The 22666-nt window shown below is 67.4% G+C and carries 25 protein-coding genes, 1 tRNA gene and 1 pseudogene; 17 read left to right on the top strand and 10 right to left on the bottom strand.

The genetic code is table 11. The annotated features are described in order from the left end of the window. Positions 1–91 precede the first annotated feature (91 nt). Entirely contained in the window at positions 92–595 is a 504-nt protein-coding gene (locus AB0883_RS29735; RefSeq protein WP_366644586.1) for a hypothetical protein, read from the bottom strand. Positions 596–1760: 1165 nt separating this feature from the next. Between AB0883_RS29735 and AB0883_RS29730 the strand changes: the two genes are divergently transcribed. From AB0883_RS29730 to AB0883_RS29715, 4 genes and pseudogenes are all read left to right on the top strand, one after another. Then, positions 1761–2741: a DUF6602 domain-containing protein gene (locus tag AB0883_RS29730; protein ID WP_366644585.1), complete on the top strand. Its 981-nt coding sequence runs from the start codon at positions 1761–1763 to the stop codon at positions 2739–2741. A 633-nt stretch (positions 2742–3374) separates the two neighbouring features. After that, positions 3375–4076 (top strand): annotated as a pseudogene (locus AB0883_RS29725) (NACHT domain-containing protein); the annotation flags it as partial. Between the two features lie 234 nt (positions 4077–4310). Beyond that, positions 4311–5225 (top strand): hypothetical protein, encoded by a 915-nt coding sequence (locus AB0883_RS29720; protein WP_366644604.1) that lies wholly within the window; start codon positions 4311–4313, stop codon positions 5223–5225. Beyond that, positions 5135–5797, top strand: a complete 663-nt coding sequence (locus AB0883_RS29715) for an HD domain-containing protein (protein ID WP_366644584.1) — start codon at positions 5135–5137, stop codon at positions 5795–5797. Before AB0883_RS29720 ends, AB0883_RS29715 begins: the two co-directional genes overlap by 91 nt. On the opposite strand, the gene AB0883_RS29710 is transcribed toward AB0883_RS29715, so the two are convergent. Next, the gene (locus tag AB0883_RS29710) at positions 5785–6255 is read right to left on the bottom strand and encodes an NUDIX domain-containing protein (protein WP_366644583.1); all 471 of its coding nucleotides are present in this window, start codon (positions 6253–6255) and stop codon (positions 5785–5787) included. The genes AB0883_RS29715 and AB0883_RS29710 overlap by 13 nt on opposite strands. Positions 6256–6281: 26 nt before the next feature. Then, positions 6282–7031: a helix-turn-helix transcriptional regulator gene (locus AB0883_RS29705; RefSeq protein WP_366644582.1), complete on the bottom strand. Its 750-nt coding sequence runs from the start codon at positions 7029–7031 to the stop codon at positions 6282–6284. Positions 7032–7225: 194 nt separating this feature from the next. Here AB0883_RS29705 and AB0883_RS29700 point away from each other — a divergent pair, with 194 nt between their 5' ends. The 11 genes from AB0883_RS29700 (at position 7226) to AB0883_RS29650 (ending at position 15230) form a co-directional block, all read left to right on the top strand. Next, on the top strand, positions 7226–7555 hold the full coding sequence (locus AB0883_RS29700) for a hypothetical protein (protein WP_366644581.1): 330 nt from the start codon (positions 7226–7228) through the stop codon (positions 7553–7555). A 122-nt stretch (positions 7556–7677) separates the two neighbouring features. Then, entirely contained in the window at positions 7678–8610 is a 933-nt protein-coding gene (locus AB0883_RS29695) for a hypothetical protein (protein ID WP_366644580.1), read from the top strand. Positions 8611–8724: 114 nt separating this feature from the next. After that, positions 8725–9612: an FtsK/SpoIIIE domain-containing protein gene (locus AB0883_RS29690; protein ID WP_366644579.1), complete on the top strand. Its 888-nt coding sequence runs from the start codon at positions 8725–8727 to the stop codon at positions 9610–9612. Continuing rightward, positions 9609–9797 carry a hypothetical protein gene (locus AB0883_RS29685; protein ID WP_366644578.1) on the top strand — a complete coding sequence of 63 codons (189 nt, stop codon included), beginning with the start codon at positions 9609–9611 and terminating at the stop codon, positions 9795–9797. The genes AB0883_RS29690 and AB0883_RS29685 overlap by 4 nt, the downstream gene beginning before the upstream one ends. Positions 9798–9886: 89 nt before the next feature. Then, entirely contained in the window at positions 9887–10402 is a 516-nt protein-coding gene (locus AB0883_RS29680) for a hypothetical protein (RefSeq protein ID WP_366644577.1), read from the top strand. Further along, positions 10399–11121, top strand: a complete 723-nt coding sequence (locus AB0883_RS29675; RefSeq protein ID WP_366644576.1) for a GGDEF domain-containing protein — start codon at positions 10399–10401, stop codon at positions 11119–11121. The genes AB0883_RS29680 and AB0883_RS29675 overlap by 4 nt, the downstream gene beginning before the upstream one ends. Before the next feature lie 764 nt (positions 11122–11885). Beyond that, the gene (locus AB0883_RS29670) at positions 11886–12230 is read left to right on the top strand and encodes an RRQRL motif-containing zinc-binding protein (RefSeq protein WP_366644601.1); all 345 of its coding nucleotides are present in this window, start codon (positions 11886–11888) and stop codon (positions 12228–12230) included. Next, positions 12227–12514, top strand: coding sequence for a hypothetical protein (locus AB0883_RS29665; RefSeq protein ID WP_366644575.1), 288 nt, complete (start codon positions 12227–12229; stop codon positions 12512–12514). The genes AB0883_RS29670 and AB0883_RS29665 overlap by 4 nt, the downstream gene beginning before the upstream one ends. A gap of 24 nt (positions 12515–12538) precedes the next feature. Beyond that, the gene (locus AB0883_RS29660) at positions 12539–12748 is read left to right on the top strand and encodes a hypothetical protein (RefSeq protein WP_366644574.1); all 210 of its coding nucleotides are present in this window, start codon (positions 12539–12541) and stop codon (positions 12746–12748) included. After that, positions 12745–13647: a hypothetical protein gene (locus AB0883_RS29655; RefSeq protein WP_366644573.1), complete on the top strand. Its 903-nt coding sequence runs from the start codon at positions 12745–12747 to the stop codon at positions 13645–13647. The genes AB0883_RS29660 and AB0883_RS29655 overlap by 4 nt, the downstream gene beginning before the upstream one ends. Next, a complete protein-coding gene (locus AB0883_RS29650; RefSeq protein WP_366644572.1) occupies positions 13644–15230 on the top strand; it encodes a replication initiator in 1587 nt (528 codons plus the stop codon). Before AB0883_RS29655 ends, AB0883_RS29650 begins: the two co-directional genes overlap by 4 nt. 86 nt (positions 15231–15316) lie before the next feature. Here AB0883_RS29650 and AB0883_RS29645 read toward each other — a convergent pair whose 3' ends face one another. Further along, complete coding sequence (locus tag AB0883_RS29645) at positions 15317–15661, bottom strand: hypothetical protein (RefSeq protein WP_366644571.1); 345 nt, start codon at positions 15659–15661, stop codon at positions 15317–15319. Between the two features lie 119 nt (positions 15662–15780). Here AB0883_RS29645 and AB0883_RS29640 point away from each other — a divergent pair, with 119 nt between their 5' ends. Both AB0883_RS29640 and AB0883_RS29635 read left to right on the top strand, forming a co-directional pair. Then, complete coding sequence (locus AB0883_RS29640; RefSeq protein WP_366644570.1) at positions 15781–15987, top strand: excisionase family DNA-binding protein; 207 nt, start codon at positions 15781–15783, stop codon at positions 15985–15987. Continuing rightward, positions 15987–17270, top strand: coding sequence for a tyrosine-type recombinase/integrase (locus AB0883_RS29635; protein ID WP_366644569.1), 1284 nt, complete (start codon positions 15987–15989; stop codon positions 17268–17270). The genes AB0883_RS29640 and AB0883_RS29635 overlap by 1 nt, the downstream gene beginning before the upstream one ends. 75 nt (positions 17271–17345) lie before the next feature. Here the strand turns inward: AB0883_RS29635 and AB0883_RS29630 are convergent. The 6 genes from AB0883_RS29630 to AB0883_RS29605 all read right to left on the bottom strand — a co-directional run bounded on the left by AB0883_RS29630 (position 17346) and on the right by AB0883_RS29605 (position 22656). Further along, positions 17346–17419, bottom strand: a tRNA-Pro gene (locus AB0883_RS29630). A 197-nt stretch (positions 17420–17616) separates the two neighbouring features. Beyond that, positions 17617–19020 (bottom strand): ribosome biogenesis GTPase Der, encoded by a 1404-nt coding sequence (gene der / locus AB0883_RS29625; RefSeq protein WP_121397675.1) that lies wholly within the window; start codon positions 19018–19020, stop codon positions 17617–17619. Beyond that, positions 19017–19697 (bottom strand): (d)CMP kinase, encoded by a 681-nt coding sequence (gene cmk / locus AB0883_RS29620; protein WP_366644568.1) that lies wholly within the window; start codon positions 19695–19697, stop codon positions 19017–19019. Before cmk ends, der begins: the two co-directional genes overlap by 4 nt. Positions 19698–19854: 157 nt before the next feature. Beyond that, on the bottom strand, positions 19855–20625 hold the full coding sequence (locus tag AB0883_RS29615; protein ID WP_121397673.1) for a pseudouridine synthase: 771 nt from the start codon (positions 20623–20625) through the stop codon (positions 19855–19857). After that, positions 20612–21481: an SMC-Scp complex subunit ScpB gene (gene scpB / locus AB0883_RS29610; protein WP_366644567.1), complete on the bottom strand. Its 870-nt coding sequence runs from the start codon at positions 21479–21481 to the stop codon at positions 20612–20614. Before scpB ends, AB0883_RS29615 begins: the two co-directional genes overlap by 14 nt. Continuing rightward, positions 21478–22656, bottom strand: a complete 1179-nt coding sequence (locus tag AB0883_RS29605) for a ScpA family protein (protein WP_366644566.1) — start codon at positions 22654–22656, stop codon at positions 21478–21480. The genes scpB and AB0883_RS29605 overlap by 4 nt, the downstream gene beginning before the upstream one ends. Positions 22657–22666 lie beyond the last annotated feature (10 nt).

Here is a 22666-nt window from a genome sequence, read left to right as displayed (position 1 = left end):
ACGTCGGCGTCAGTGGGCGGCCTTGGCTGCACGAAGGGCTGTACAGCCAAGGCGGCCCCTCATGATCTGCAATCGTTGCTGTCCACCGCTGCTAGAGGCAGATCCAGCAGTAGATGCTTTCCCCGCTCGTGCGTGCTCTGCGGGCCAGCCCAACGAACTCCCGCAAGCGCGACAGCATGACCTCCGGCTGCATGTCGCTGTAGTGGGACAGCTCCTCGATGTGTGACCACCGATCGGCTAGGCCCGGCATGCGGTCGTCCGGGATTTCGGCAAGCGCGTCCCGGGCGCGTTCGCTGAGTACGACGACCCAGGGTCCTTCGAACTCAGGGTCCTCACCGGCGCCGTCCGGCCAGATAAGTCGTTCCCCGATTAGGTGGGCGTCCCACGGCGCGTCGAGGGCGAACGAGACGACCTTGCCGAGGACGACGCGCGGATCGATCCCCTTGCCGTCTACGGCATCCACGACGGCAGAATCTCCCTCTCGCACCACCGGGCCGCCATCGGTAGCGGTCATCAGCTTTGCGACAGCCTCGTCGTCCGAAGCGCGGAAGTAGTCGTAAAGAACCCCCACAGGAGCCTCCCGGTTGGTTGCCATGCCGCCCACTTGTAGGGCGATCGAGAGAACATATAACCCGGCCGCCAGGGGAAGCGGATCTCCTCGTCGGGCAGTCGTCAGACCTTCCAGCCTCCCCGGACGGGGACAAGGTGGAGCGCCTCACCAGCCGAACGACCTTGGCCCCGTCCGGGGCCGCTGGTAGCCCTTGTGGTGCTCGACGAGGGGAGCCGCGGCGGCATCTCTGAGGAGGGCCGGGGTTCGGGGCGGAGCCCCGAGGTCTTCATGCTCTTGTCGCCATCAGCGTGGCCGGCCAGCCCGGCCGATGCCGGCCGAAGGTCGCCAGCAGGCCGGGGCCGGGCCGGCGCGGCCCGCTTGCGGGCCGCCTTGATGCAGATAGCGAACGATTCGGCAGGCATCCCGCATTAACGCTTCAAGACTTGACCAGCGGTCAAGATGCGCTACCGGCCCGACGCACTTGACCGACGTGGTCCCCAGGAAGCCAGAAAGGCCGGCCCGACGTCTCGGACCAGCCATCTGACCTGCGATAACACCTTGTCGGGACGGCCGGATTCGAACCGACGACCCCTTGACCCCCAGACCTCGGCAAGGCGGTCGGGTGAGGACGGCACCGCTGCACAGCGGCCTGATCGGTGTCGTAGTGGCACGGTCCGGTTCCGTCGGTTGCTGTACATCGCTGCTGTACTTCCGCCTCCGCACGACGTGCCATGAACAGGGCCAGCCCACTCCCCTGCCGCCCTCTCCCGACCCGTCCGCTAGAGCTGAGGAAATTTGAACCCCTCACACCTTCTGCCGGGAGAGATCAACGCGAGCCGGACACTTCTGCGGCGCGACCTGCGCAACCCTCACCAAGTCCTTCCAACGTTTGCCACGGCTTGTCGGTCGCGGTTGTGCCGGATCTGCGCCCGATGATCTTCGGCCGCCCCTTGCCCGGCTGCGCCCTCTAGCCATCCCGTCGGCCTTCGTCCGCACACCGTGGAGTGGGTGGGGCCTGCCCGGTCAAGGTGGAGCACCCACCGTCTGAACGACCTTGACCGGGCAGGCCCCACCCACTCGGCTCTGCCCGGACGAAGGTTGTCGGGGTGGCGCCAACCATCCCAGAGCGCCCGAGCGCCCCGCCGGAGGCGTCCGTCCAGACGCGGATCCGCCCTATGCCATGGGCGGCCATCTGCGGGATGCTTGGGGGGTGACAGCCTCCCACGAGCTTTTAGCCTTCCTAGAACAGGTTACGCGGGAGATGGAGGCCGAGTATCGCAGGATCTACAGACGCTCTACCGAGGACCCAGGCACGGCGGGCGACGAGGGCGAATCGAACTGGGCGGGCCTGCTCGCCGATTGGCTGCCTGCTGACCTGCATATTGCAACCAAGGGAAGGATTCTGGCCGCAGATGGAACGGCCAGCCCTCAAATCGACGTTGTTGTCCTTTCCGGCGACTATCCGCGCAAACTCCGCGACAAGAAGCTGTACCTCGCCCCTGGCGTGGTCGCAGCTTTCGAATGCAAGAACACTCTGAGGAAACCTCATCTAGAGAAGTTCTTCGCGAATTCGGTCGCGATAAGTAACTTGGAAACGCAGCACGGAAAGACGACATTGTACGAAAGTACGTGTAACCCGATTCTGTACGGCCTTCTAGCCCATAGCCACGAGTGGAAAAGCAGCGAGGAAGCGTTGGAGAAGATCGACTCTGAGGTCGGACGCCTACACCAGCTCGCTGAACATCCACGACACCTGCCCACACTCATATGCGTGAGCGACCTCCATACTTGGGAGAACCATATCCGCCCCCTCTCAATGAAGAGGGGTGCACACAACTCTCGCGTGGATGCCAAACAAATCGAATTGCGCAACATTGAGGCGGTGAGCTACTTCATGCGCTGGAAGTCATGGAAGGAGACTGGACGCATACGCCAGCGAGGAAAAAATGTGCAGCCAATACCAATAGGGGCGATGCTGTTCTTCCTGCTAAGCCACATGGCAGTCCTCAATCCTAAACGGCATTCAATGGCCAACTACTATTGGCGAGCAGGACTCGATAGCTCCCGGAATACCGTCTCAGCACATGGGTGGGATATCCAAGATATCTACAGCCAATACCTTTTGGGTCTAATCACGTCGGATGACTGGCAGGTTCAATCCGATCGCCGGAACAGCCCATTGATTCCCTGATTTTGCGCCCGACAAAGCCCCGGAACCGCCTTCGACCATGGCGGCCCGGGGCTTCGTCGTATGTCGCGCCGCCGGCGGGGCTGGAACCGCCGGGGTGCCGCCGGCGCTTGCGCCCGGGCGGCGGGGTCCCCGAGCGGCGACCCTCTGGGTCGGCCCCTGGTCGGCGGCGCGAGCGGCCTGCGAAGCGGGCCGCCTTGATCTCGTACAGAAAGTTCTCACAGTCGCAGTAGAGGTCGGAACCAACGTGTCGACATGCTTGGCGCTAATGAGCTAGAGTCCAATTAATCCACAGTCGACGGAGCGCTAGACCAACCCCACCGACCCTCATGACCTGCCATCTATGCCATTACACGCTCAACACCTCACCTTGATTGCGAATACGGACAGAAGTTGCGGAAACCACTTTCATCCGGCTCGTGGTTCAAACGCACGGGCTGGTCCTTAACCATCCTTTGCCTTGCCGGGCTAGCCATCTCTCTACCGGCCAACGCTTGGAACGTTCGCGCAGAAGACTCGGAATTCAACAATCGTGTCGGGTGGGCAAACATCCTCGCGCTATCTGTTGGCGCCATCGGTGTCATCCTGGTTATCGCGGACAGGCTTAGGACGGATCCCGAGCGGGACGCTTCCGACGTGAGGGTGACGCTAGATCGTCTGGCAACAGTCATTCTTCTTCAAGAGGGACGAAGGCTTGCCCATCTTCTAAGCACCGATAGCCTCGATTCACGCCCGGCGTGTGTTAGCTACATCCGGAGCAACTTACCGACACACTCCGCCCGCAGGAAGAACTTGGAAAGCCGCCATGAGGAAGGCAACCTAAACAACGTCGCCGAATTCTATTCGGGCAAAACAAGGGGCAGACTCGTCGTCTTGGGCGAACAAGGAACGGGGAAGACGGTACTTGCAATCACTTTGATTGTCGACCTCTTGAAGGCCCGACGAGCCTCTACGGAAGACCTAGCAGACGGCCACCCGATCCCAATTTATCTTAGTGCGGCTAGTTGGCCGGATGACGTCGACCTGCTGGAGTGGCTGACTAGCCAGGTATGTCAGCGTTTTGGAATAAGCCGTCGGATTTCTGACCAACTCGCTCTCAAGGGATGTCTTCTGCCAGTTCTAGATGGCTTGGACGAGCTTGACGGTGAAGGAGTGTCAGGGCGAGCCGAGAAAGCGACAGCGAGGATTAATGAGTATATTGCAGCAACACCGGGAGCTCGCATCGTCGTTCTCTGTCGGTCGGGAAGCGCCTACTATGAGCGTTTGAGCCGCAAAGTTCGTGACGCAGACGAGATAACTATTCAAAGACTGACTGTCGATCATGCGACCGCTTACATTCGCACTCACTGCCCTAGCGCAGAGGATCACCTTGCCTGGTCTCCCGTTATTGAACGCCTCCGAGCACCCAAGACGTCGCCTCTCGTGGTAGCCCTGTGTACTCCCTGGCGCCTTACTACCGCAGTTAGTTTCTATCTAAGGGGTGGCGACCCCAGAGATCTGTTGCCCCAGAAGCAGGTTGATGCCGCTGGTCGTAGGCCCCGAGCCGAGGCGAAGGCTGCCTACATCGAGCGGTTGGACGAGCTGCTTTATGGCAGCTTCGTAGCAGCAAGATGCGACCTCTACCAAACGCGGCGCTTCAAACCCGAGAAAGCTCAACGGTGGCTTCAGTCGATTGCCATCCTAATGGCACAGCCAGACGGTGGCGGCAAGCCACTCTCGGAGATTATTCTTCATAAGTGGCCGGACGTTTTGGAGGCGCGCAAGGTTGACAGGGCCGGAATGTGGATAATGTGGATGCTTCTCCATATGCCGTTTGCCCTGTACGGCATAGCAACCAATTTAGGATTCGACAGCGGCGACGATCGGCAGTGGTCAGGCTGGGACCAACTGTCATTCGCTGCCAACTGGTTGATGCTCATTATTCTGTCGGTCACCAATGCCCCTTGGCTAGGCAGAATTCCCGCCCGACTCAGTCTAAAGCAGCTACGCACCAGCCGGTCAGTGGTAATCGCAGGGACAGGATTGGTGATGGCGATCACCATGGGGGTATTTGCAATTAAGGCCGTCGGCCTATTCTTCGGCATGGCGATGGGAGTTCTCATCTGGGCGAACGCGCTCATGTTGGCCCTAAGTCGGAGGATTGATTCAGCTGACGCTCTACAGCCGTCCGATCCCGTCCGATACGATGCACTAACATCGCTAATTTCCGCAGTCGCTATCGGGCTCTTCTATGGCTTTTTCGTTTATGAGATGCTTGGACTAGATGCCGGCCTATTGCTTGGCGGCACCGCGTTCTTCGGCTGGTTGTGCGGCTCAACGGTTCCCCGCTACTTGGCTGGACTCTATATCGGCATGACGCGGCATGGGGTCCCCTTCTTCTTTGGGCACTTCCTCAAGTGGGCACATGCTGCAGGACTTCTGCGGATGTCGGGACTAGGTTATCAATTCCGGCATCACGACCTTCAAGCTTACTTGGAGAAGGGCTAGACGGTACAGTGTTCGGCGTGAAGCCCTTACTAGGCCAAGCTGCCGCCATCGCAGAGCAACATCTCGCTGGGGCGCTTCCTCGACGCTGGCAGCATGTCCGACACGTGGCGGCGAAGGCTCGCCGACTCGGCGTACTTGCAGAGTGTGACCAAGAGATGCTGGAGGCTGCGGCTTGGTTGCATGACATCGGACACTCGCCTGGCATCGCGGAAACGGGCTTCCACTCACTTGATGGTGCACGCTGGCTACTCCGCCAAGGTTTCGATTCACGGCTCGCAGGACTTGTCGCTCACCACTCGTGCGCTTCATTCGAGGCGAAGGAGCGAGGATTCGGCGAGACCCTCGATAGCGAGTTTGCCCGAGAAGAGTCTGCTACGGCTGACGCGCTCTGGTACGCGGATATGACAACTGGGCCAGACGGCCAAGAATTTACGATCGAGGAGCGGTTGGCTGAGATCCGGGAGCGGTACGGTCCTGACCATCTGGTGACTCGGTTTTGGCGCAAGGCTGAACCGGTGTTAGTGGAGGCCGCACGACGGACACAAGCCCGAATTTCGGCTCAACCGATGTAGGGCTGGTTCCGGCTTTCGAAACCATGGTCAATGCGAAGCCGCATCGAAGGGTGGATCTCAAGCTTACCCAGCTCTTGCTGCGCGACCCACCTAACGTCCGAGGATTCGTCGCTAGTCGTCGGCGTTCCGCTAACGTACTGGGCACGAAAGCAGATCGAGAACTGCTGCCGCACCTCACCATCGCTGTACTCCACCACGTGGTTCGGGTTGGTATAGATCCCCACCACGCCCGTCACCTCGACCTCGACGCCGGTCTCCTCGCGCGTCTCCCGGACCGCCGTCTCGGCGATGTACTCGCCGAAGTCCTGGGCGCCACCGGGCAGCGCCCACAGGCCGTTGTCGGTCCGCTGGATTAGCAGCACCCGGCCCTGCTCGTCCTGAACGAAGACGGTCACTGCTACGACGATGCTGTTCGGCTTCGGGGCGTTCGGGTTGTTGAAGTGCTCGATCCGGGCCATACCTCCAGCCTCCCACCGTCGGCGGCTCAGTGCTCGGGCCACACGGCCCGCTTCACGCCCAGGACCCGGTTAAAGCTGGCGACGTAGCTGTCGAACAGGTCGCCGCCGCCGAGCCGCCGCAGGTGCAGCACTGGGGCGTACGCGGCCGGCGTGCCGTAGAGGTGGGTGTTGACCAGCATCTCGTCATCGAAGCGGTAGATGGAGTTGTAGAGGATCGTGTCGTGGTAGTAGATCCCGACGTTGGGTAGGTCCCGCAGGTCCTTGTAGAACGCCAGCGCGTTGAGGATCTTGCTGGACATAGCGTGTCCGATGCCTTCGTCGTCCCCACGCTCCGCGATGTGCTTGCCCTCCGGGTCGCCGAATAGCAGCTCGACCTGGGCCCCGGCCAGCGCCTTCTCGCGTAGGGTCGGCACCCATCGGTGGTTGAACTCGGGCAGGAACAACCCGCCGTAGACCAGGACGCCGACCTGCCGGGCGGCCTTCTCCAAGAGCTGCTGCCAGAGGTCGGTCGGAACGGCCCCGCGGCGCGGGTAGATGTGGACGACCTCGGACTGGCTAACCTGCACGGCTCGCTGCGTCGGCAGGGCGTCCGGCCAGAGGTACGACTCGCTCTCGTCCAGCAGCTCCGCAATCGAGTGCCGGTAGCGCGGGTACGGATTCCGGCTCTGGGTGACCCATCGCTCCACGGTCTTCGGATCCACGCCAAGCTTGTCGGCCAGCATGGCCGGCGTCAGGCCCTTCTTGAGCAGCCCGCTGCGAAGACGGTCGTTCGGCATCTCGGCTCCCTGCTGGGCGATAGGACGACTGCGAGGGACGACTAACCCTAGCAAGGACGTCCCTAGTCGTCCATGCCTCGTGGTGAACTCGTCACTACCCATCGACGCACTCTGAACTCACAAGAGCTGCCGTCCAGATAGGACGCGCTTGGCCCGCCGATATGGGCCCTGCTCACGAGACGAAGGAGTCAGTCATGGGACGTCTGCTGCTGGACACGTCGAAGGTGTCGTACGAGGTCTCCGTCAACCCGGTGCCGAAGCTGGACCAGACCGGTCAGCAGAAGTTCGACCGCGAGACCAAAAACCCGATGTGGACGGTGCACCTGTACGCCCTGGCCGAGGGCAGCGCCGAGGTCATCAACGTGACGGTGGTCAGCCCGACGATGCCGCCGGTAACGGTGCGTCAGCCGGTCGTGCCGGTCGACCTGGAGGCGCTGCCCTGGGTCAACGACCGGGACGGCAAGGTCCGTTCGGGCGTGGCGTTCCGGGCATCGGCGCTGACGCCGCTGGACACCGCCGCGTAACGCGGCTCCCGGATCGGCTCTGCAGAAGCGAGAGGTGGACACGGGGTCGCCGTTGATTGGCGTCGGCTGCGACCCCGCGTCCTGTCCAACAACTCCTTGCCCCATCAGAGGGAGGACTTGTCGTGCGCAAGTCTAGTTCGCGGTCCCGGTTCGGCTGGTCGAACCGTGGGGGCAACAACACAGTCACCGTCATCGAAGCGCCGGTTGCCCGCTCGTACCGCCGCCGGGCCATCATCGCGTTCTGGGTCACGCTCGGGGTGGTCGGCCTGCTGGCGGCCACGGTGGCCTCGGAGTACATGCACCCGATCCTCGGTGGGCTGCTCGGCGGTCTTATCGGTGTCGTGGTCGGCGCGGTCGTGTTCGCTCTGATCGTGGCGTGGCCGGTCCTGCGCGTGTTCTGGCACTGGCTGCCGGAGATCGCGCTCGGTCTGGTCGCCGTCTACGGCTGGGTGGTGCTGATGCAGTCAACCCCGCTGTGGGGCTCCCTGCTCGTCGTGCTCCTGGTCGTCGGCGTCCCCGCCGCTATCGGTCCGGTCCGCCGGATGGCCGTCTCGTGGGCGTGGTGCCTGATCGTGCGGCACCGGCTGCGGCTGTGCTTCGCGGCGTTCATCGCCACAAACCGGCAGGGTTCGCTGCCGTTGATCCTGCCCGCTCGGCCGACCCCGGCCGGGGAACGCGTCTGGGTGTGGCTGCGGCCGGGCCTGTCCGTGCGGGACCTGGAACAGGACGGCCAGGTGCAGAAGCTGGCCGTGGCGTGCTGGGCCAACGAGGTCCGCGTCATGCGGGCCTCCCGCAAGTACGCGGCGCTGGTCCGCCTCGACATCACCCGCCGAGAGCCCCTGGCCGACACGATCGTGTCGCCGCTGCCGGACTACGTCACGGTCGACGTGCCGGCGAACGCTCCTACCTCTCCGGGCATGCCGCCTGTCGGCCTGGACCTGCCCGACGTGCCGGACGAGCCGGTCACCGTGCCGGCCGAGGTTACCCGGCCGCGCAAGCCGCGCAACCCCACCACGGCGAGCCCGAACGGGTTCGACCCCTCCGACTACGCCTGACCGACCGGGACGGCGCGGACAGAGCACCCGCCCACGGGTCCAGCGTCCGCGCCTCTCCCACCTCCCCTGCCCGCTTGACACGTACGTGTCAACCGATCCTCCGGGAGCCCTGTCATGGACCTCACCGACACCATCGAGCTACCCGCCCACACCGACCCGCCGGCGACGGTGCCGGTCGGCGCTGGCCTGTCCATCTTCGATCCGGTCTTCCTCGGTATCGATGAGTTCGGCCAGGCCGTGTACCTGCCGATGATCTACCGGAACATCCTTATCGGTGGTGAGCCCGGCGCGGGCAAGTCGAGCCTGCTGAACACGATCGTCGGCCACGCTGCGCTGTGCCCCGATGTGCGGCTGTGCCTGCTGGACGGCAAGCAGGTCGAGTTGGGGCTGTGGGAAGACGCTTGCGACGTCTTCGTCGGCCCGGACATCGACCATGCCATCCGCACCCTGCGGCGGGTGCAGACGGTGATGGACAACCGCTACACGTTCCTCAAGGCCCGTCGCCGCCGCAAGGTCGGCCCGAACGACGTGTTCGGTCAGATCCTCGTGGCCTGCGATGAGATCGCCTACTTTTCCGCCACCGCCGGCGACGAGAAGACGCAGAAGCTGTTCGCCGCGCTACTACGCGACATCGTGGCCCGGGGTCGCGCGGTCGGCATCATCGTCGCCGCCGCTACTCAGCGCCCGTCGTCGGACATCATCCCGACCTCGCTGCGGGACCTGTTCGCGTGGCGGTTCGCTGGCCGCTGCACCACCGACGTGTCCAGCGACATCGTGCTCGGGCACGGCTGGGCCGCCCGCGGCTTCTCCTCCAACAGCATCGACCCGAACAACCAGGGCGCCGGCTTCCTCATCGCCGAAGGCGGCATCCCCGCCCTGGTGAAGGCGGCCTACATGACCGACGCAGACATCATCCGCGTCGCGGACTACGCCGCCTGGACGCGCCACCGTAGCGGCCTCGTTGCCCCCGCCGAGCGGCACGCTGCGAAGGCTGCGGCATGAACCCCGCCGCCACCCAGACCCGGGTCCTGGACCTAGTGCTCATCGGCACCGGCGAGGACATCGCCATCCTGACCGCCATCGCCCGCGCATCGGGCTCGCTCGTCTTCCGCTCCGCACCCACCGCCGCCGGCCCTCATGACGACCGGCAGCGGGTGTTCCTCCGGCTCCACCTGCACCACCGATAGAGGAACGGCCGACGAACCGAGACCAGCCCTAGGAAAGCGAACTCGGCTCGCCGGCCACCAACCACCGCCCACGGAAGGACGTGGCCGTCATGAACCCTACCCAGAAACAGCCCGACACCCGCGCTGCACTGGCCGACCTGACTCCGGCCGACACCCTGCGCTGCGCCGCCCGCTACCTCGAAATCCGAGGCTGGACCCAGAGCCTCTACTTCGACCGCACCGATGAGGTTTGGTTCCCACCGGCCTGCGTCTCCGGCGCAATCGGCATGGCCATCTTCGGCAGCTGCATGCCGGTCCTGCTCAACGAGCAGATGAATCCCGACGTCCGCGACTACCTCCGGGCCGTCGACGTCCTGGTCGACTTCCTCGATCTCCACGACCCGCCGCCCTGGCACACCGACGAGGACTACACCTCGCCCTTCACCTGGAACGACCGCCCCGGCCGCACCGCCGAGCAGGTGGTCGCCATCCTGCGCGCCGCCGCCGACGACTACGACTGGACGCACGCCACCGAAGACCAGCTCGAAACTTACGCCGAACACGAGTACGACATCGAACGGCTGCCCACCCGTGAGGGCTTCATCGCCTGGCTCGGTGCCCGATGACTCCCCGCCTGCGCGCCCTGGCCACCGCCAGTGCCATCAGCGCCGCCGTGACCGCCGGCTACCTCACCGCCCGCCACAGCCTGCGGGCCGAACTCGCCACCGTCCGGCACGCCGCCACCCATGACCCGCTGACCGGCGTCCACAACCGCGCCGGCCTGTTCGCCGTCGCCGACTCGTTCATCACCACCGCCCACACCGCCAACCGGCCCGTCGCGGTCGTCCTGATCGACCTGGTGGGCTTCAAAAAGGTCAATGACACCCACGGCCACCTGGCCGGCGACCACATCCTCACCACCGTCGCCAACCGTCTTACCGGCATCGCCGGCCCGGCGTGCCTCGCTGCTCGCCTCGGTGGCGACGAATTCGTCGTCATCATCACCGGCCCCGCCCGGGGCCACGATGACGCCGGCACCTGGCTCGCCGGCTGGCTCACCCACACCCACACCCGCCTGACCACGCCGGTCACCTACGACGACCGGCCTCTGGCCGTAGGCGCGACCCTCGGCGCGGTCCTGGCCGACCCCAGCGAACCCGCCGCCGTGTGGCTGCACCGAGCCGACCTGGCCATGTACGCCGCCCGCGCCCGGCGCTGGTCAACCGCCGTCTTCACGGAAACCGCCGACACCCCCGCCGACTCGCGGCCGATCGACCGGCCCCGCGACCTGGCCCGTCCCACGAGTCCTCTCGCCGCCGCCCCAACCACCTGGAGGGCCGCATGACCACCGCTGTCCAGATCACTGACGTGACACGTACGTGTCAAAACCCCGCGTCCACTGCCGCGCTGATCACCGCGCTGGAATCCGCCTGGTCCGCGATCCGCGACCGGCACCCCGAAATCCCGGCCGCCGTCCTCGTAGTCGGCTCCGGCTCCCCGACGAAGCCCAACCAGGGCATGAAGTGGGGCCACTTCGCCGCCCTGCGCTGGCAGGCCGGCGACAACCAACTTCCCGAAGTCCTCATCTCCGGCGAGGGCCTCGCCCGCGAACCCGAAGCCGTATTCACCACGCTTTTGCACGAAGCAACCCACGCCCTCGCCGACGCGCGAGACATCCAAGACACCTCCCGGCAGGGCCGTTGGCACAACAAGAAGTTCGCCACCCTCGCCGCCGAACTCGGCATGTCCACCACCAAGGACGACAAGCTCGGCTACTCGCCCTGCACCCTCACCGACCTCGCCCGCGCCCGCTACCGGCCCGTCATCGCCGGCCTTGGCGACGCGCTGCGCTTCTACCGCCACCCCGAACCCACCGGGGAGGGCAAGACCCGCATGAACAACAACAACGGCGTCGCCTGTGAGTGCGAGTGCCCCCGCAAGCTGCGCATGTCCAAGTCGGCCTTCGAGGAAGGCCCCATCGTTTGCGCCGTCTGCGCTGCGGCGTTCCTGCCCGAGGACATCGACCGCGACACCTACCAACACCCCACCTTCGCCACCGGCACCAATCGCGCCGGCGACGACCAGGACGACGCGGACCCGGAGGACCCGATGGTGTTCTACGACCCGACCGGCGAGCGCTTCGGCCTGCCGACGTATCCGTTCAAGTTCGCCCCCCAAGGGCTGCTGACCCGTCGCCAGCTTCGCGCCCGCGAGCTGCGCCCCGGTGGCCAGGAACCGGCCGCCCAAATCATGTGGCGACGCGGCAAGCGCGTCGCCTACCTCTACCGCCTCGACCTCGCGATGCCCAAGCGCACCGCCACGCCCGCGCAACGCGCGGCCATCACCAAAGCGCTCACCGCGCGCCGCACCTGCCCCGACTGCCGACAGGTCCAGCCCTACTACATCCCCCGCCGTACCGGCTCCTGCCTCGACTGCACCGGAGGTGCCCAATGACCACCGCACTGTTCTTCGCTGTCTTGCTCGTCGCGCTCGCGGCCCTGCTGGTCGCCTACCGCCGCACCGACCGTTCCCCGGCCGCCCGGCCGGCCAACACCCGTACCCGCCGGCCCCGCCCGGCCACTCCGCGCGCCAAGCCGCGCAAGCCCATCCCCGGCCCGTTCAAGGGCACCGTCCTCGCCCACCGTCCCGGCAAGTGCGCCCGCTGCAAGGGCCGAATCCTCACCAACGAATACGTCTTCCCCACCCGCAGGGGCTGGATCGGCCCCTGCTGCCACTGACCCTCAACCGGAAGGGCACCCGCCATGTACCGCTACATGATCTCGTTCACCTACACCGCTCCCCAGGGCATCGGATTCCTGTCCACCGAATGGCCCTGCAAGCGGCCCATCCGCTCCATGGACGACATCGTCACCATCACCAACGACCTTCGTAGCCACGGCTACATCAAGGCCGTCGTCCTCAGCTTCTCCCTCTTCGCCGACCCCAACCCCGCCCCACAGGCGGCGTCATGACCACCACAAAGAACGGCCGCGTCTACGCCTACATCGGCGCTGTCTCCGGCGGTGCTGTCTCAGTCGCCGCCAACATCGCTCACTCGTTCATCGCCCCGAAAGGCGCCCCGGCCAACTGGAAGCCGGAACCCGGCGCGGTCATCTCCGCGATCGTCTGGCCGCTGTTCCTGTTCATCGCCATCGAGATCCTTGCCCGCACGCCCTGGCCGACCGGCTGGGGTTGGAACGTGCTGCGCTGGGTCGGGCTACCGCCCGTCGCCCTGGTCGCCGCGTTCGTGTCCTACCGGCACCTGTCCGGACTACTCGACCACTACAACGAGGAAACCCTCGTCGTCTGGTTCGGTCCCCTCGCTGTCGACGGCCTGATGCTCATGGCCACCGCTGCACTACTCGCCACCGGAAAACGCACCACCCGGCCGACCGAAACCGTCCCGGCACCCGCGCCGGCCACCACCGCCGAGGCGTCGTCATCCGACATCCCCGCCCCGCCGCTGGTCCGCCCGGCCGCCGCGACCCCGGCCACCAACCCCACACCCGTACCCGAACCGATGCCCGCACCTGTCCCCGAACCCATCAACCCGACCACCTCTGGCGAGGACACCGAACCCGCACCAACCGTCGAGCACACCCCGGACGCCACCGCCGACACCGACTCGACACCGGCACCTGCGGCGTCGCAGCCGACAACCACCGGCCTGCCGCCCGCGCTGCTGTCCAACGCCCGGCTCGTCGCCACCGCGCACGCCAAGACTCACGGTGAACCGATCAACCCCGGTCAGCTCGCCGTACGACTGCGCGTACCGACCGCTACGGCCGCCGACATCCTGACGGCTCTTACCACCGAACCGACCATCAACGACCGATCACACAACGGCACCACTGTCGGAGCCACCGCGTGACGTCCTCGACGTTGCCTCTCGCGCCCGAAACCACCACGGTTTCGGGCACGGGAGCCTGCGCTGAGTCCGCCGCCGGCTACTGGCCCTGGGCGACCCCGACCAGCACCCGCCCCGCCGATGACGGCTGGGTACGCGGCCACGACCCCCGCACCGTCGCCTCCGGTCGCGCCCGCGCCCAGGATCCCGACTACCCCGAATGGCTCGGCCACGTCCGGGCCGCCTCCGCGTGCAAGCACCCCATCCGGCTGGCCGGGCAGATCCACGTCAACGACGCCGACGGCAACCGCATGGTCACCGTCGACACCGAGGACATGCCCGACGGCGCGATCTACACCCCGTGTGGCAACCGCCGCGCCTCGGTGTGCCCGTCCTGTGCCGAGGTCTACCGCCGCGACACGTTCCACCTCATCAAGGCTGGCTTACAGGGCGACCGGTGGGGCCTGCCGCCCTTGCACGAGCACATCGCCATCTTCCTCACCGCCACCGCCCCGTCGTTCGGTCCGGTCCACCACCGGGTCGTGAAGGTCCACGCCGCGGACTGCCGGAAGAAAGACGGCTGCACCTGCCGCCCCTCGCCGTGCCACCCCTTCGGGCGCACCTGCCCGCACGGCGTCGAGCTACGCTGCGGCCAGCGTCACAAGGCCGGCGACACCCACCTCGGACAGCCGTTGTGCCTGGACTGCTACGACCACACCAGCCAGGTCGTCTGGAACCACGAAGCACCCGAACTGTGGCGCCGCACCATCCAACAGGTAGACCGCGAGCTGCGCCGCCTCGGCCGCGCTCACGGCGTGGAGCTGCGCCGCCGCTACATCAAGGTCTACGAGTTCCAGGTACGCGGCGTCATCCACTACCACGCCCTGATCCGCCTCGACGGCCACAACCCCGACTGCCCCGCCGCGATCGTGCCCCCGCCCGGGGTGGTCACCCGGGACATGTTCGAAGCCGCCGTCCGGACGGCGTTCGTGAAGACCGCCTACACCTCCGCGTCACACCCCGCCAACGGCGGGCAGGGCTGGCACATCGCCTGGGGTGACAAGGGCCTGGACCTCAAGCACGTCAACGCCCCCGGCAGCGAAGTCAACCTTGCCCAGATCACCGGCTACATCGCCAAGTACGTCACCAAGAGCACCGAGGTAACCGGCCTGAACCTGCGCCGCGTCGACGACCTCTCCGTCCAAGTCCACGGCGACCCCGCAACCCACCTCGGCCGGCTCATCCGCGCCTGCTGGGACATCGGGGAGCACCCCCACTACACCCGCCTACGACGGTGGGCGCACCAGTTCGGCTACGGCGGCCACATCACCACCAAGAGCCGCGCCTTCTCCGCCACCCTCGGCTTCATCCGCATGCAGCGCACCATCTGGCGGCGCACCGAGGGCCACCCCCACACCTGGGACGACGAACAGACCGAGCGGGTCATCTACGAACTCGGCTACCAAGCCACTGGCTGGATCACCACCGGAGACGCCCTGCTCGCCAACACCGCCGCCGCCCTCGCCCGCGCTCGGCACCAAGCCGGCCTCGACGCTCTAGCCGACGAGGCCGCCACTCATCGCACGGGCCGACCCGTGGCCGCTTGACACGTACGTGTCAACCGCAGTCCGCCGTGACGCTGTTTTTTGACAACTCCACAGTGACAACCAAGGACGGGCTACCGTCCGATAACTCAGGTAAGGCCACACCTGGAGCCGCAGACCGGGCAGTGTCCGCGCTTGGCGTTCGAAGTCACGGTCGTATTGCACTTCGCACAGTCGCCTTCGTTCCAAAGGCCCTGGTCGGCTCCGAGGCCACCCTCGTAGTAGTCCCGGTCAGGCCATGCGACGAGTGCAAGGTCAGGCACGTCTGGGGCGTCCTCGTGAATGGTCGCGGTAGCCAGGAGCAACACCGATCGAAGGCCGTCCTCGTCCTCGGTGTAGTGCGGCAAGACCCGCCGCATGACATCCACGAGTTCATGGACCGGGAGCGCCACGAGCTGCTCGGCGAGTCGGTCTCGATCTTCATCAGTGCTCACCAAGTCACCGTACGCAGCTCCTGCCAGCTGCGGTCGCACCGCCCATCACCGCACCACTCCCTCTCAGTCAGTCCACCGGCGAAAGCCGGGCCCATAGGCCACCTCGAAGGAGGCACCACATGACCAGGAGTCCGGCCCCCATCGTGCCCAAGTGGCACTCCCCGGCCGAGGTCGCCGCGATCCTCGGCTACGGCCTGTCGAAAGTGAAGATGAAGATTGCCACCGGGGAACTGCGCTCGATCAAGGACGGCAAGTACCGCCGCATCCTGCCGGAATGGATCGATGAGTACATCCAAGCGCAGATCGACCGACAGGACGCGGCCTGATGCCCGGCAAGCGCGCCAACGGCGAAGGCTCCATCTTCCCGTACCGAAACGGGTTCGCGGCCTACGTCTGGGTCACCAAGCCGGACGGCAAACGCGCCCGCAAGTACGTCTACGGCAAGACCCGCGACGAGGTCCACGACAAGTGGGTAAGGCTGCACCAGCAAGCCAAGGCCGGCCCCGTTGCCACGAACGTCCCCACCGTGGCGAACTACATGACGTACTGGCTCGGCGAAATCGTGGAGCCGAACCTCGCCCCGCTGACCTACGCCACCTACGAGACTCTGAGTCGCCTCTACATCATTCCTGGACTCGGCGCCAAGCGACTCGACGGCCGGCTGTCCGTGCGCGAGGTGCAGAGCTGGCTCAACAAGGTCGCGAAGACGTGCCAGTGCTGCGCCCAGGGGAAGGACGAACGCCGGCCACCGAAGAACCGGAAATGCTGCGCGGTTGGCCGGTGTTGCCAGGATCTCCCCTCGGCCCGCACCGTCAAGGGAATCCGCGCCGTTCTCCGCTCGGCACTTTCTCAGGCCGTCGTGGAGGAACTGGTCGTCAAGAACGTCGCGGCTCTCGTGAAGCTTCCGCCGATCCGCGCTCGAAAGGGCAAGTCGTGGAGCAGTGAGGAGGCCCGCGCGTTCCTGGAATCGTCCCGTGACGGCGACGACTACCTGTACGCCGCCTACGTCCTGGTCCTCGTGCTCGGCCTACGCAAGGGCGAAGTCCTCGGTCTCACCTGGGACCACATCGAGTGGGACGGCTGGGACAAGCCCTGCACCCCACACGGCGAGCACTTCTGCGAGCACTGCCGCGACAACCACGACATCAGCCTCGTCATCGACAAGCAGCTCCAGCGAGTACGCGGCCAGCTGCTGCACCGGGCCACCAAGACCGAGGAGTCCGACGCTCCCCTCCCGCTGCCGGCCATCTGCGTCACCGCGCTGCGACATCGCTACCAGCAGCAGAAGGCGGCCAAGGAGAAGACCGGCGACGCGTGGCACGACACCGGCATGGTCTTCACGACCCGGTACGGACTGCCGGTCGAGCCGCGGAACTTCAACCGGTCCTACGACAGTCGCATCGCCCGCGCTGGCGTCCCAAAGATCACCGTCCACGACGCCCGCCGCACCTGCGGTTCGCTCCTGGTCGACTTGGACGTGCATCCCCGGATCGCGATGGCGATCCTGAGACACGCGGACTTCTCGATCACGATGGAGATCTACAGCCAGGTCTCGTCCAAGGCCACCCGCGAAGCCCTGCGAAAGCTCGGCGAGAGCCTCGGTCAATGAGCCGTTGCTGTACTTTGCTGCTGTACAAGATCAGAAAAGGCCATCCGGAAGATCCCGAATGGCCTCTGACCTGCGTCGGGACGGCCGGATTCGAACCGACGACCCCTTGACCCCCAGTCAAGTGCGCTACCAAGCTGCGCCACGTCCCGATGCTCCCGCGCGGATCTCCCCGCGACAGCCGGTACAGCTTAGCGCAGGATCTTCGTGCCGTCCGCATTGGCCCCCTCCCGCGCCGAACGCGTCGTCCCGCCCACCTCCCCTAGAGCGTCCTAGGAGGATAGGGGAATTGGGGGCAGCAAAAAGCCGGGTGGGAACGTGCTCCCACCCGGCCTTCAGGTCCGGCGGATCAGCCGTGCGCCTTGCCCCGGCCGCCCGGGCCGAGCTTCTTGCGGGGGCGTACGGAGATCTCGATCGGGCTGCCCTCGAAGCCGAACTCCTCGCGCAGCTTGCGCTCGACGAACCGCTGGTAGCCGGCGTCGAGCGGCGCGGTGGTGAAGAGCACGAAGCGCGGCGGCGCCACCCCCGCCTGGGTGGCGAAGAGGATCTTCGGCGCCCGCCCGCCCCGCACCGGGTGCGGGGTCGCCTGCACCAGCGCGGTCAGCCACGAGTTGAGCTGCGCGGTCGGTACGCGGGTCTCCCAGCTGGCCAGGGCCTTGCGCAGCGCCGGCGCGAGCTTGTCGACCGCCCGGCCGGTCTGCGCCGACAGGTTGAGCCGGATCGCCCACGGGATACGGCGCAGCTCGCGCTCGATCTCCTTGTCCAGGTAGTACCGGCGGTCGGCGTCGACCAGGTCCCACTTGTTGAAGGCGATCACCAGCGCCCGGCCGGTCTCGGTGACCATGGACAGGATCCGCTGGTCCTGCTCGCTGATCGGCTCGCTGGAGTCCAGCAGCACCACGGCGACCTCGGCGGCCTCGATCGCCGAGGCGGTCCGCAAGCTGGCGTAGTACTCGGTGCCGCTGGCCTTGCCGACCCGCTTGCGCAGGCCCGCCGTGTCGACCAGCTGCCAGGTCTCCCCGCCGATCTCGACCAGGCTGTCGACCGGGTCCACGGTGGTGCCGGCGACCGAGTCGACGACCGCCCGCTCCTCGCCCGAGAAGCGGTTGAGCAGGCTGGACTTGCCGACGTTCGGCCGGCCGACGAGGGCCACCCGGCGCGGGCCGCGCGGGCGGTTCTCGACGATCTTCGGGGCCTCCGGCAGCGCGTCCATGATGGCGTCGAGCAGGTCGCCGGAACCACGCCCGTGCAGCGCCGACACCGGGTACGGCTCACCCAGGCCCAGCGACCACAGCGAGGTCGCCTCCATTTCGATGGCGGTGTTGTCGGCCTTGTTCGCGACCAGGATCACCGGCTTGGCGCTGCGGCGCAGCATCCGTACGGCCGCCTCGTCCACGTCCGTCGAGCCGACCATCGCGTCGACCACGAACAGCACCACGTCGGCGGTGGCGACCGCCGTCTCGGCCTGCGCCGCGATAGCGGCCGCCCGGTCCTTGGCGTCGGGCTCCCACCCGCCGGTGTCCACCACGGTGAACTGCCGGCCGGCCCACTGCGCGTCGTACGGCACGCGGTCGCGGGTGACGCCGGGGACGTCCTCGACGACCGCCTGGCGGCGGCCGATGATCCGGTTGACCAGGGTCGACTTGCCCACGTTGGGGCGGCCGACCACGGCCACGACCGGCTGCGGACCGGTCGGCTCCTCGGTGTCGACGTCCGGTTCCCGCAGCTCGATCCACCCGTCGGTGTCGGTCATGCCACTCCCCGATCGGTCAGCAGGTCGCGCAGGCGCCCGACGACCTCGTCGATGCCCAACTCGGTGGTGTCCAGCACCACGGCGTCGGCGGCCTGGGTCAGCGGGTCGGCCTTGCGCGTCGAGTCGAGCCGGTCCCGCCGGGCCAGGTCGGCCGCCGTCGCCGCCACGTCGGTGGCGTCCTCGGCGCTGCGCCGGGCGGCCCGGGCCGCCTCGGAGGCGGTGAGGTAGACCTTCAGGTCGGCGTCCGGAGCCACCACGGACCCGATGTCGCGGCCCTCGACCACGATCCGGCCGGCGTTGGCGATCATCTCCTGCTGCCGGGTGACCAGCAGCGCGCGCACCGCCGGCACGGCGGCCACGGCGGAGACCGCCCCGGTCACCTCCGGCCCGCGGATCTCGGCGTCGACGTTCACGCCGTCGGCGGTCACGCCGTACCCCTGGGGGTCGGTGCCGATGCGCAGGTCCACCTCGCCTGCGACCTTGGCCACCGACTCGGCGTCGGTCAGGTCGACCCCCGAGCGCAGCACCGCCCAGGTGATGGCCCGGTACATGGCGCCGGTGTCGAGATAGCGGGCACCGATTCCGACGGCGAGCCGCCGGGAGACGGTGGACTTACCCGAACCGGACGGTCCATCCACAGCGACCACGCATCGCCCGGCCCGTTCGTTTTCCTCCACCGTCGTCCTCCTCAGCCCGTACCTCACGAAACACCGGATGTGCCGCGAGCGGTTGTCCAAACGTTCTCAATCATGCCCGGCGTCGCGCCGCCCGACGGGCGCCGCCGGCGCCGGGCCGCCAGGGAGCCTACCGGCAGCCGTACCCCGAACTCGGGGGTCAGTCACCCACGGCCTTGAACAGGGCGGCGACCTCCGCGTTGGTCAGCCGCCGCGTCCGCCCGGCGCGCAGGTCGCCCAGCCGGATCGGCCCGATCGCGGTACGCACCAGCCGGCTCACCGGATGACCGGCCTCGCCGAGCAGGCGGCGGACGATGTGCTTGCGCCCCTCGTGCAGGCTCAGCTCCACCTGGGCGGTCCGTCCCAGCGTGTCCACCACCCGGAAGGAGTCGACCTTCGCCGGCCCGTCCTCGAGCTCCACGCCGGCCATCAGCCGCTTGCCGAGGTTGCGCGGGATCGGCCCGGACACCTCGCAGAGGTACGTCTTCTGCACCCCGTACGACGGGTGCATCAGCTTGTGCGCGAGGGTGCCGTCGTTGGTGAGCAGCAGCAGGCCCTCGCTGTCGGCGTCGAGCCGCCCGACGTGGTAGACCCGCTGCTCCACCCGGTTGCCGAGGAAGTCGGCGAGCGCGGTGCGGCCCTTCTCGTCGGCCATCGTGGAGACGACCCCGCGAGGCTTGTTCATGGCCAGGTAGACCAGTCGGGTGTCGGCGACGAGGCGCTCGCCGTCGACGTGGATCACGGCCGTGGCGGGGTCGACCTTGTCGCCGAGCTGGGCGACCCGGCCGTCGACGGTGACCCGGCGGCGGAAGATCAGGTCCTCGCAGGCGCGCCGGGAACCCACGCCGGCGGCGGCCAGCACCTTCTGCAGGCGCTCGGCCCCCTCGAAGGCGGGCGCGTCGGGGCGGGGCGTGCGGTCATCGCGTGGCATCGGCAAGCTCTTCTACGTCGTCGGGAAGGAACGGGGCCAGCGGCGGGAGGTCGTCGACGCTGTTCAGCCCGAGCTTCTCCAGGAACATCGTGGTGGTCCGGTAGAGGAACGCCCCGCTGTCCGGTTCGGTGCCGCACTCCTCGACCAACCCGCGGGAGACCAGGGTACGGATCACCCCGTCGCAGTTGACACCCCGGATGGCGGAGATCCGCGACCGGGTCACGGGCTGCTTGTAGGCGACCACGGCCAGTGTCTCCAGCGCGGCCTGGGTCAGCCGCACGGACTGCCCGTCCAGTACGAACCGCTCGACATAGGTGGCGTATTCCGGCCGGGTGTAGAGACGCCAGCCACCCGCGGCCCGGCGCAGCTCGAAGCCGTGTCCGGCGGCCGTGTAGCCCGCGGCGATCTCGTCCAGCATCGGCCCGATCCGCTCGGCGGGCTGCTCCAGCACCTGGGCGAGGACCAGCTCGCTGACCGGCTCGTCCACCACCAGCAGGATCGCCTCCAGCGCCCCGCGCAGCTCCGCGTCGTCGAGTTCCGGCGCCGGCTCGGGTGCCGGTGCCGCGCGCCGTCGCCCCGCAGCTCCCTTCGCCGATACGCCCCGACCGCCCTTACCCTCCTCAGCCCCGCGGGCCCCACCGGCCTCCCGGGCCTCCACCGGCGCGTCCGCCACCGCAGACTCTGCCGCACCCCCGACGTCTCCGGACATCTCGGTAGGTTCAGGCCCCGCTGGGGGCGTGGAGTTACCAGGATCTCCGGTTTCGGGAGCCGCGGAGGGGGCTGTGGGGCGCTGCCAGGGCGGCACCCAGGCGGCGGCCTGGTCGGCCAGGGAGTCCCGACGCTCCTCGCTGCTCATCCCGCTCGCTCCTCCGTCGTCGCCGTCCCGTTCCCGTCCGCCGCCACACCCGGCGCCGTCCCGCTGTCCTCCGCCGAGCCCGTGTGCGCCGGAGCCGAGCCCGTGTGCGCCGGAGCCGAGCCGGTGTCGTCCGCCGCCACACCTGCCACCGCGGCTGGGCCGATCTCGTCCGCCGTGCCGTCCGGCACCGGCAGCCGCCCGGCCGAGGCCGCCGGAAGCGGGCCCGGGCCCGCCGGTTCGGGCACCGTCGGGGCCGGCTCGGGCGGGGTGCCGGCGTACTCGTCGACGTGCAGGTCGGGGCCGCCCTCGGCGGGACCGGTCCAGCGTACGGTCAGCTCCTCCAGGGCCTGCTCCTGGACGAAGGCGACCAGGCCCTCCCGGTAGAGCTCCAGCAGGGCCAGGAACCGGGCCACCACCTCCAGGGTCGCCTCGCAGTCGGCGCAGAGCAGCGAGAAGGTGGCCGTGCCGGCGCGGCGCAGCCGCTCGGCGAGGATGCCCGCGTGCTCCCGGACGCTGACCCGGACCATGTGCACGTGGGCGATGGAGACCTCGGGCACCGGCTTCGGCGTCATCGCCCTGACCGCGAGCTTCAGCAGCCGCTCCGGGCCGATGCCGAGCACCAGGTCGGGCAGCGCGTCGGCGTACCGGGCCTCCAGGGTGACCGCGCGCGGGTAGCGCCGGCCGCCGACCTCCTCCAGCGCGGCGATGTGCGCCGCCGCCTCCTTGTACGCCTTGTACTGCAACAGCCGGGCGAAGAGCAGGTCGCGCGCCTCCAACAGCGCGAGGTCCTCCTCGTCCTCGACCTCGGCGGCGGGCAGCAGCCGGGCCGCCTTCAGGTCGAGCAGCGTCGCGGCGATGAGCAGGAACTCGCTGGCCTCGTCCAGGTCCCACTGGTCGCCCATCGCGCGGATGTAGGCGATGAACTCGTCGGTGACCCGGTGCAGCGCCACCTCGGTCACGTCGAGCTTGTGCTTACCGATCAGCTGGAGCAGCAGGTCGAACGGGCCGGTGAAGTTCGCCAGCCGGACGGTGAACCCGGCGCTCTCCGCCGCTTCGGGCACGCCGGCCGGGTCCGTCGGCACCTCGGCGACGGCATCGGCGGCCCGTACGGGCGGCTGCTCCGGCGTCGTCGGAGGGTCGAGGGGTGGCGCGGTCACCGGAAGACCGTAGTCCACGCCCCGGCCG

Origin of the sequence: Micromonospora sp. NPDC047812 (assembly GCF_040704175.1) — a bacterium.
Taxonomy (GTDB): Bacteria; Actinomycetota; Actinomycetes; order Mycobacteriales; family Micromonosporaceae; genus Micromonospora.
This window is presented reverse-complemented; position numbering and strand designations above follow the sequence as displayed.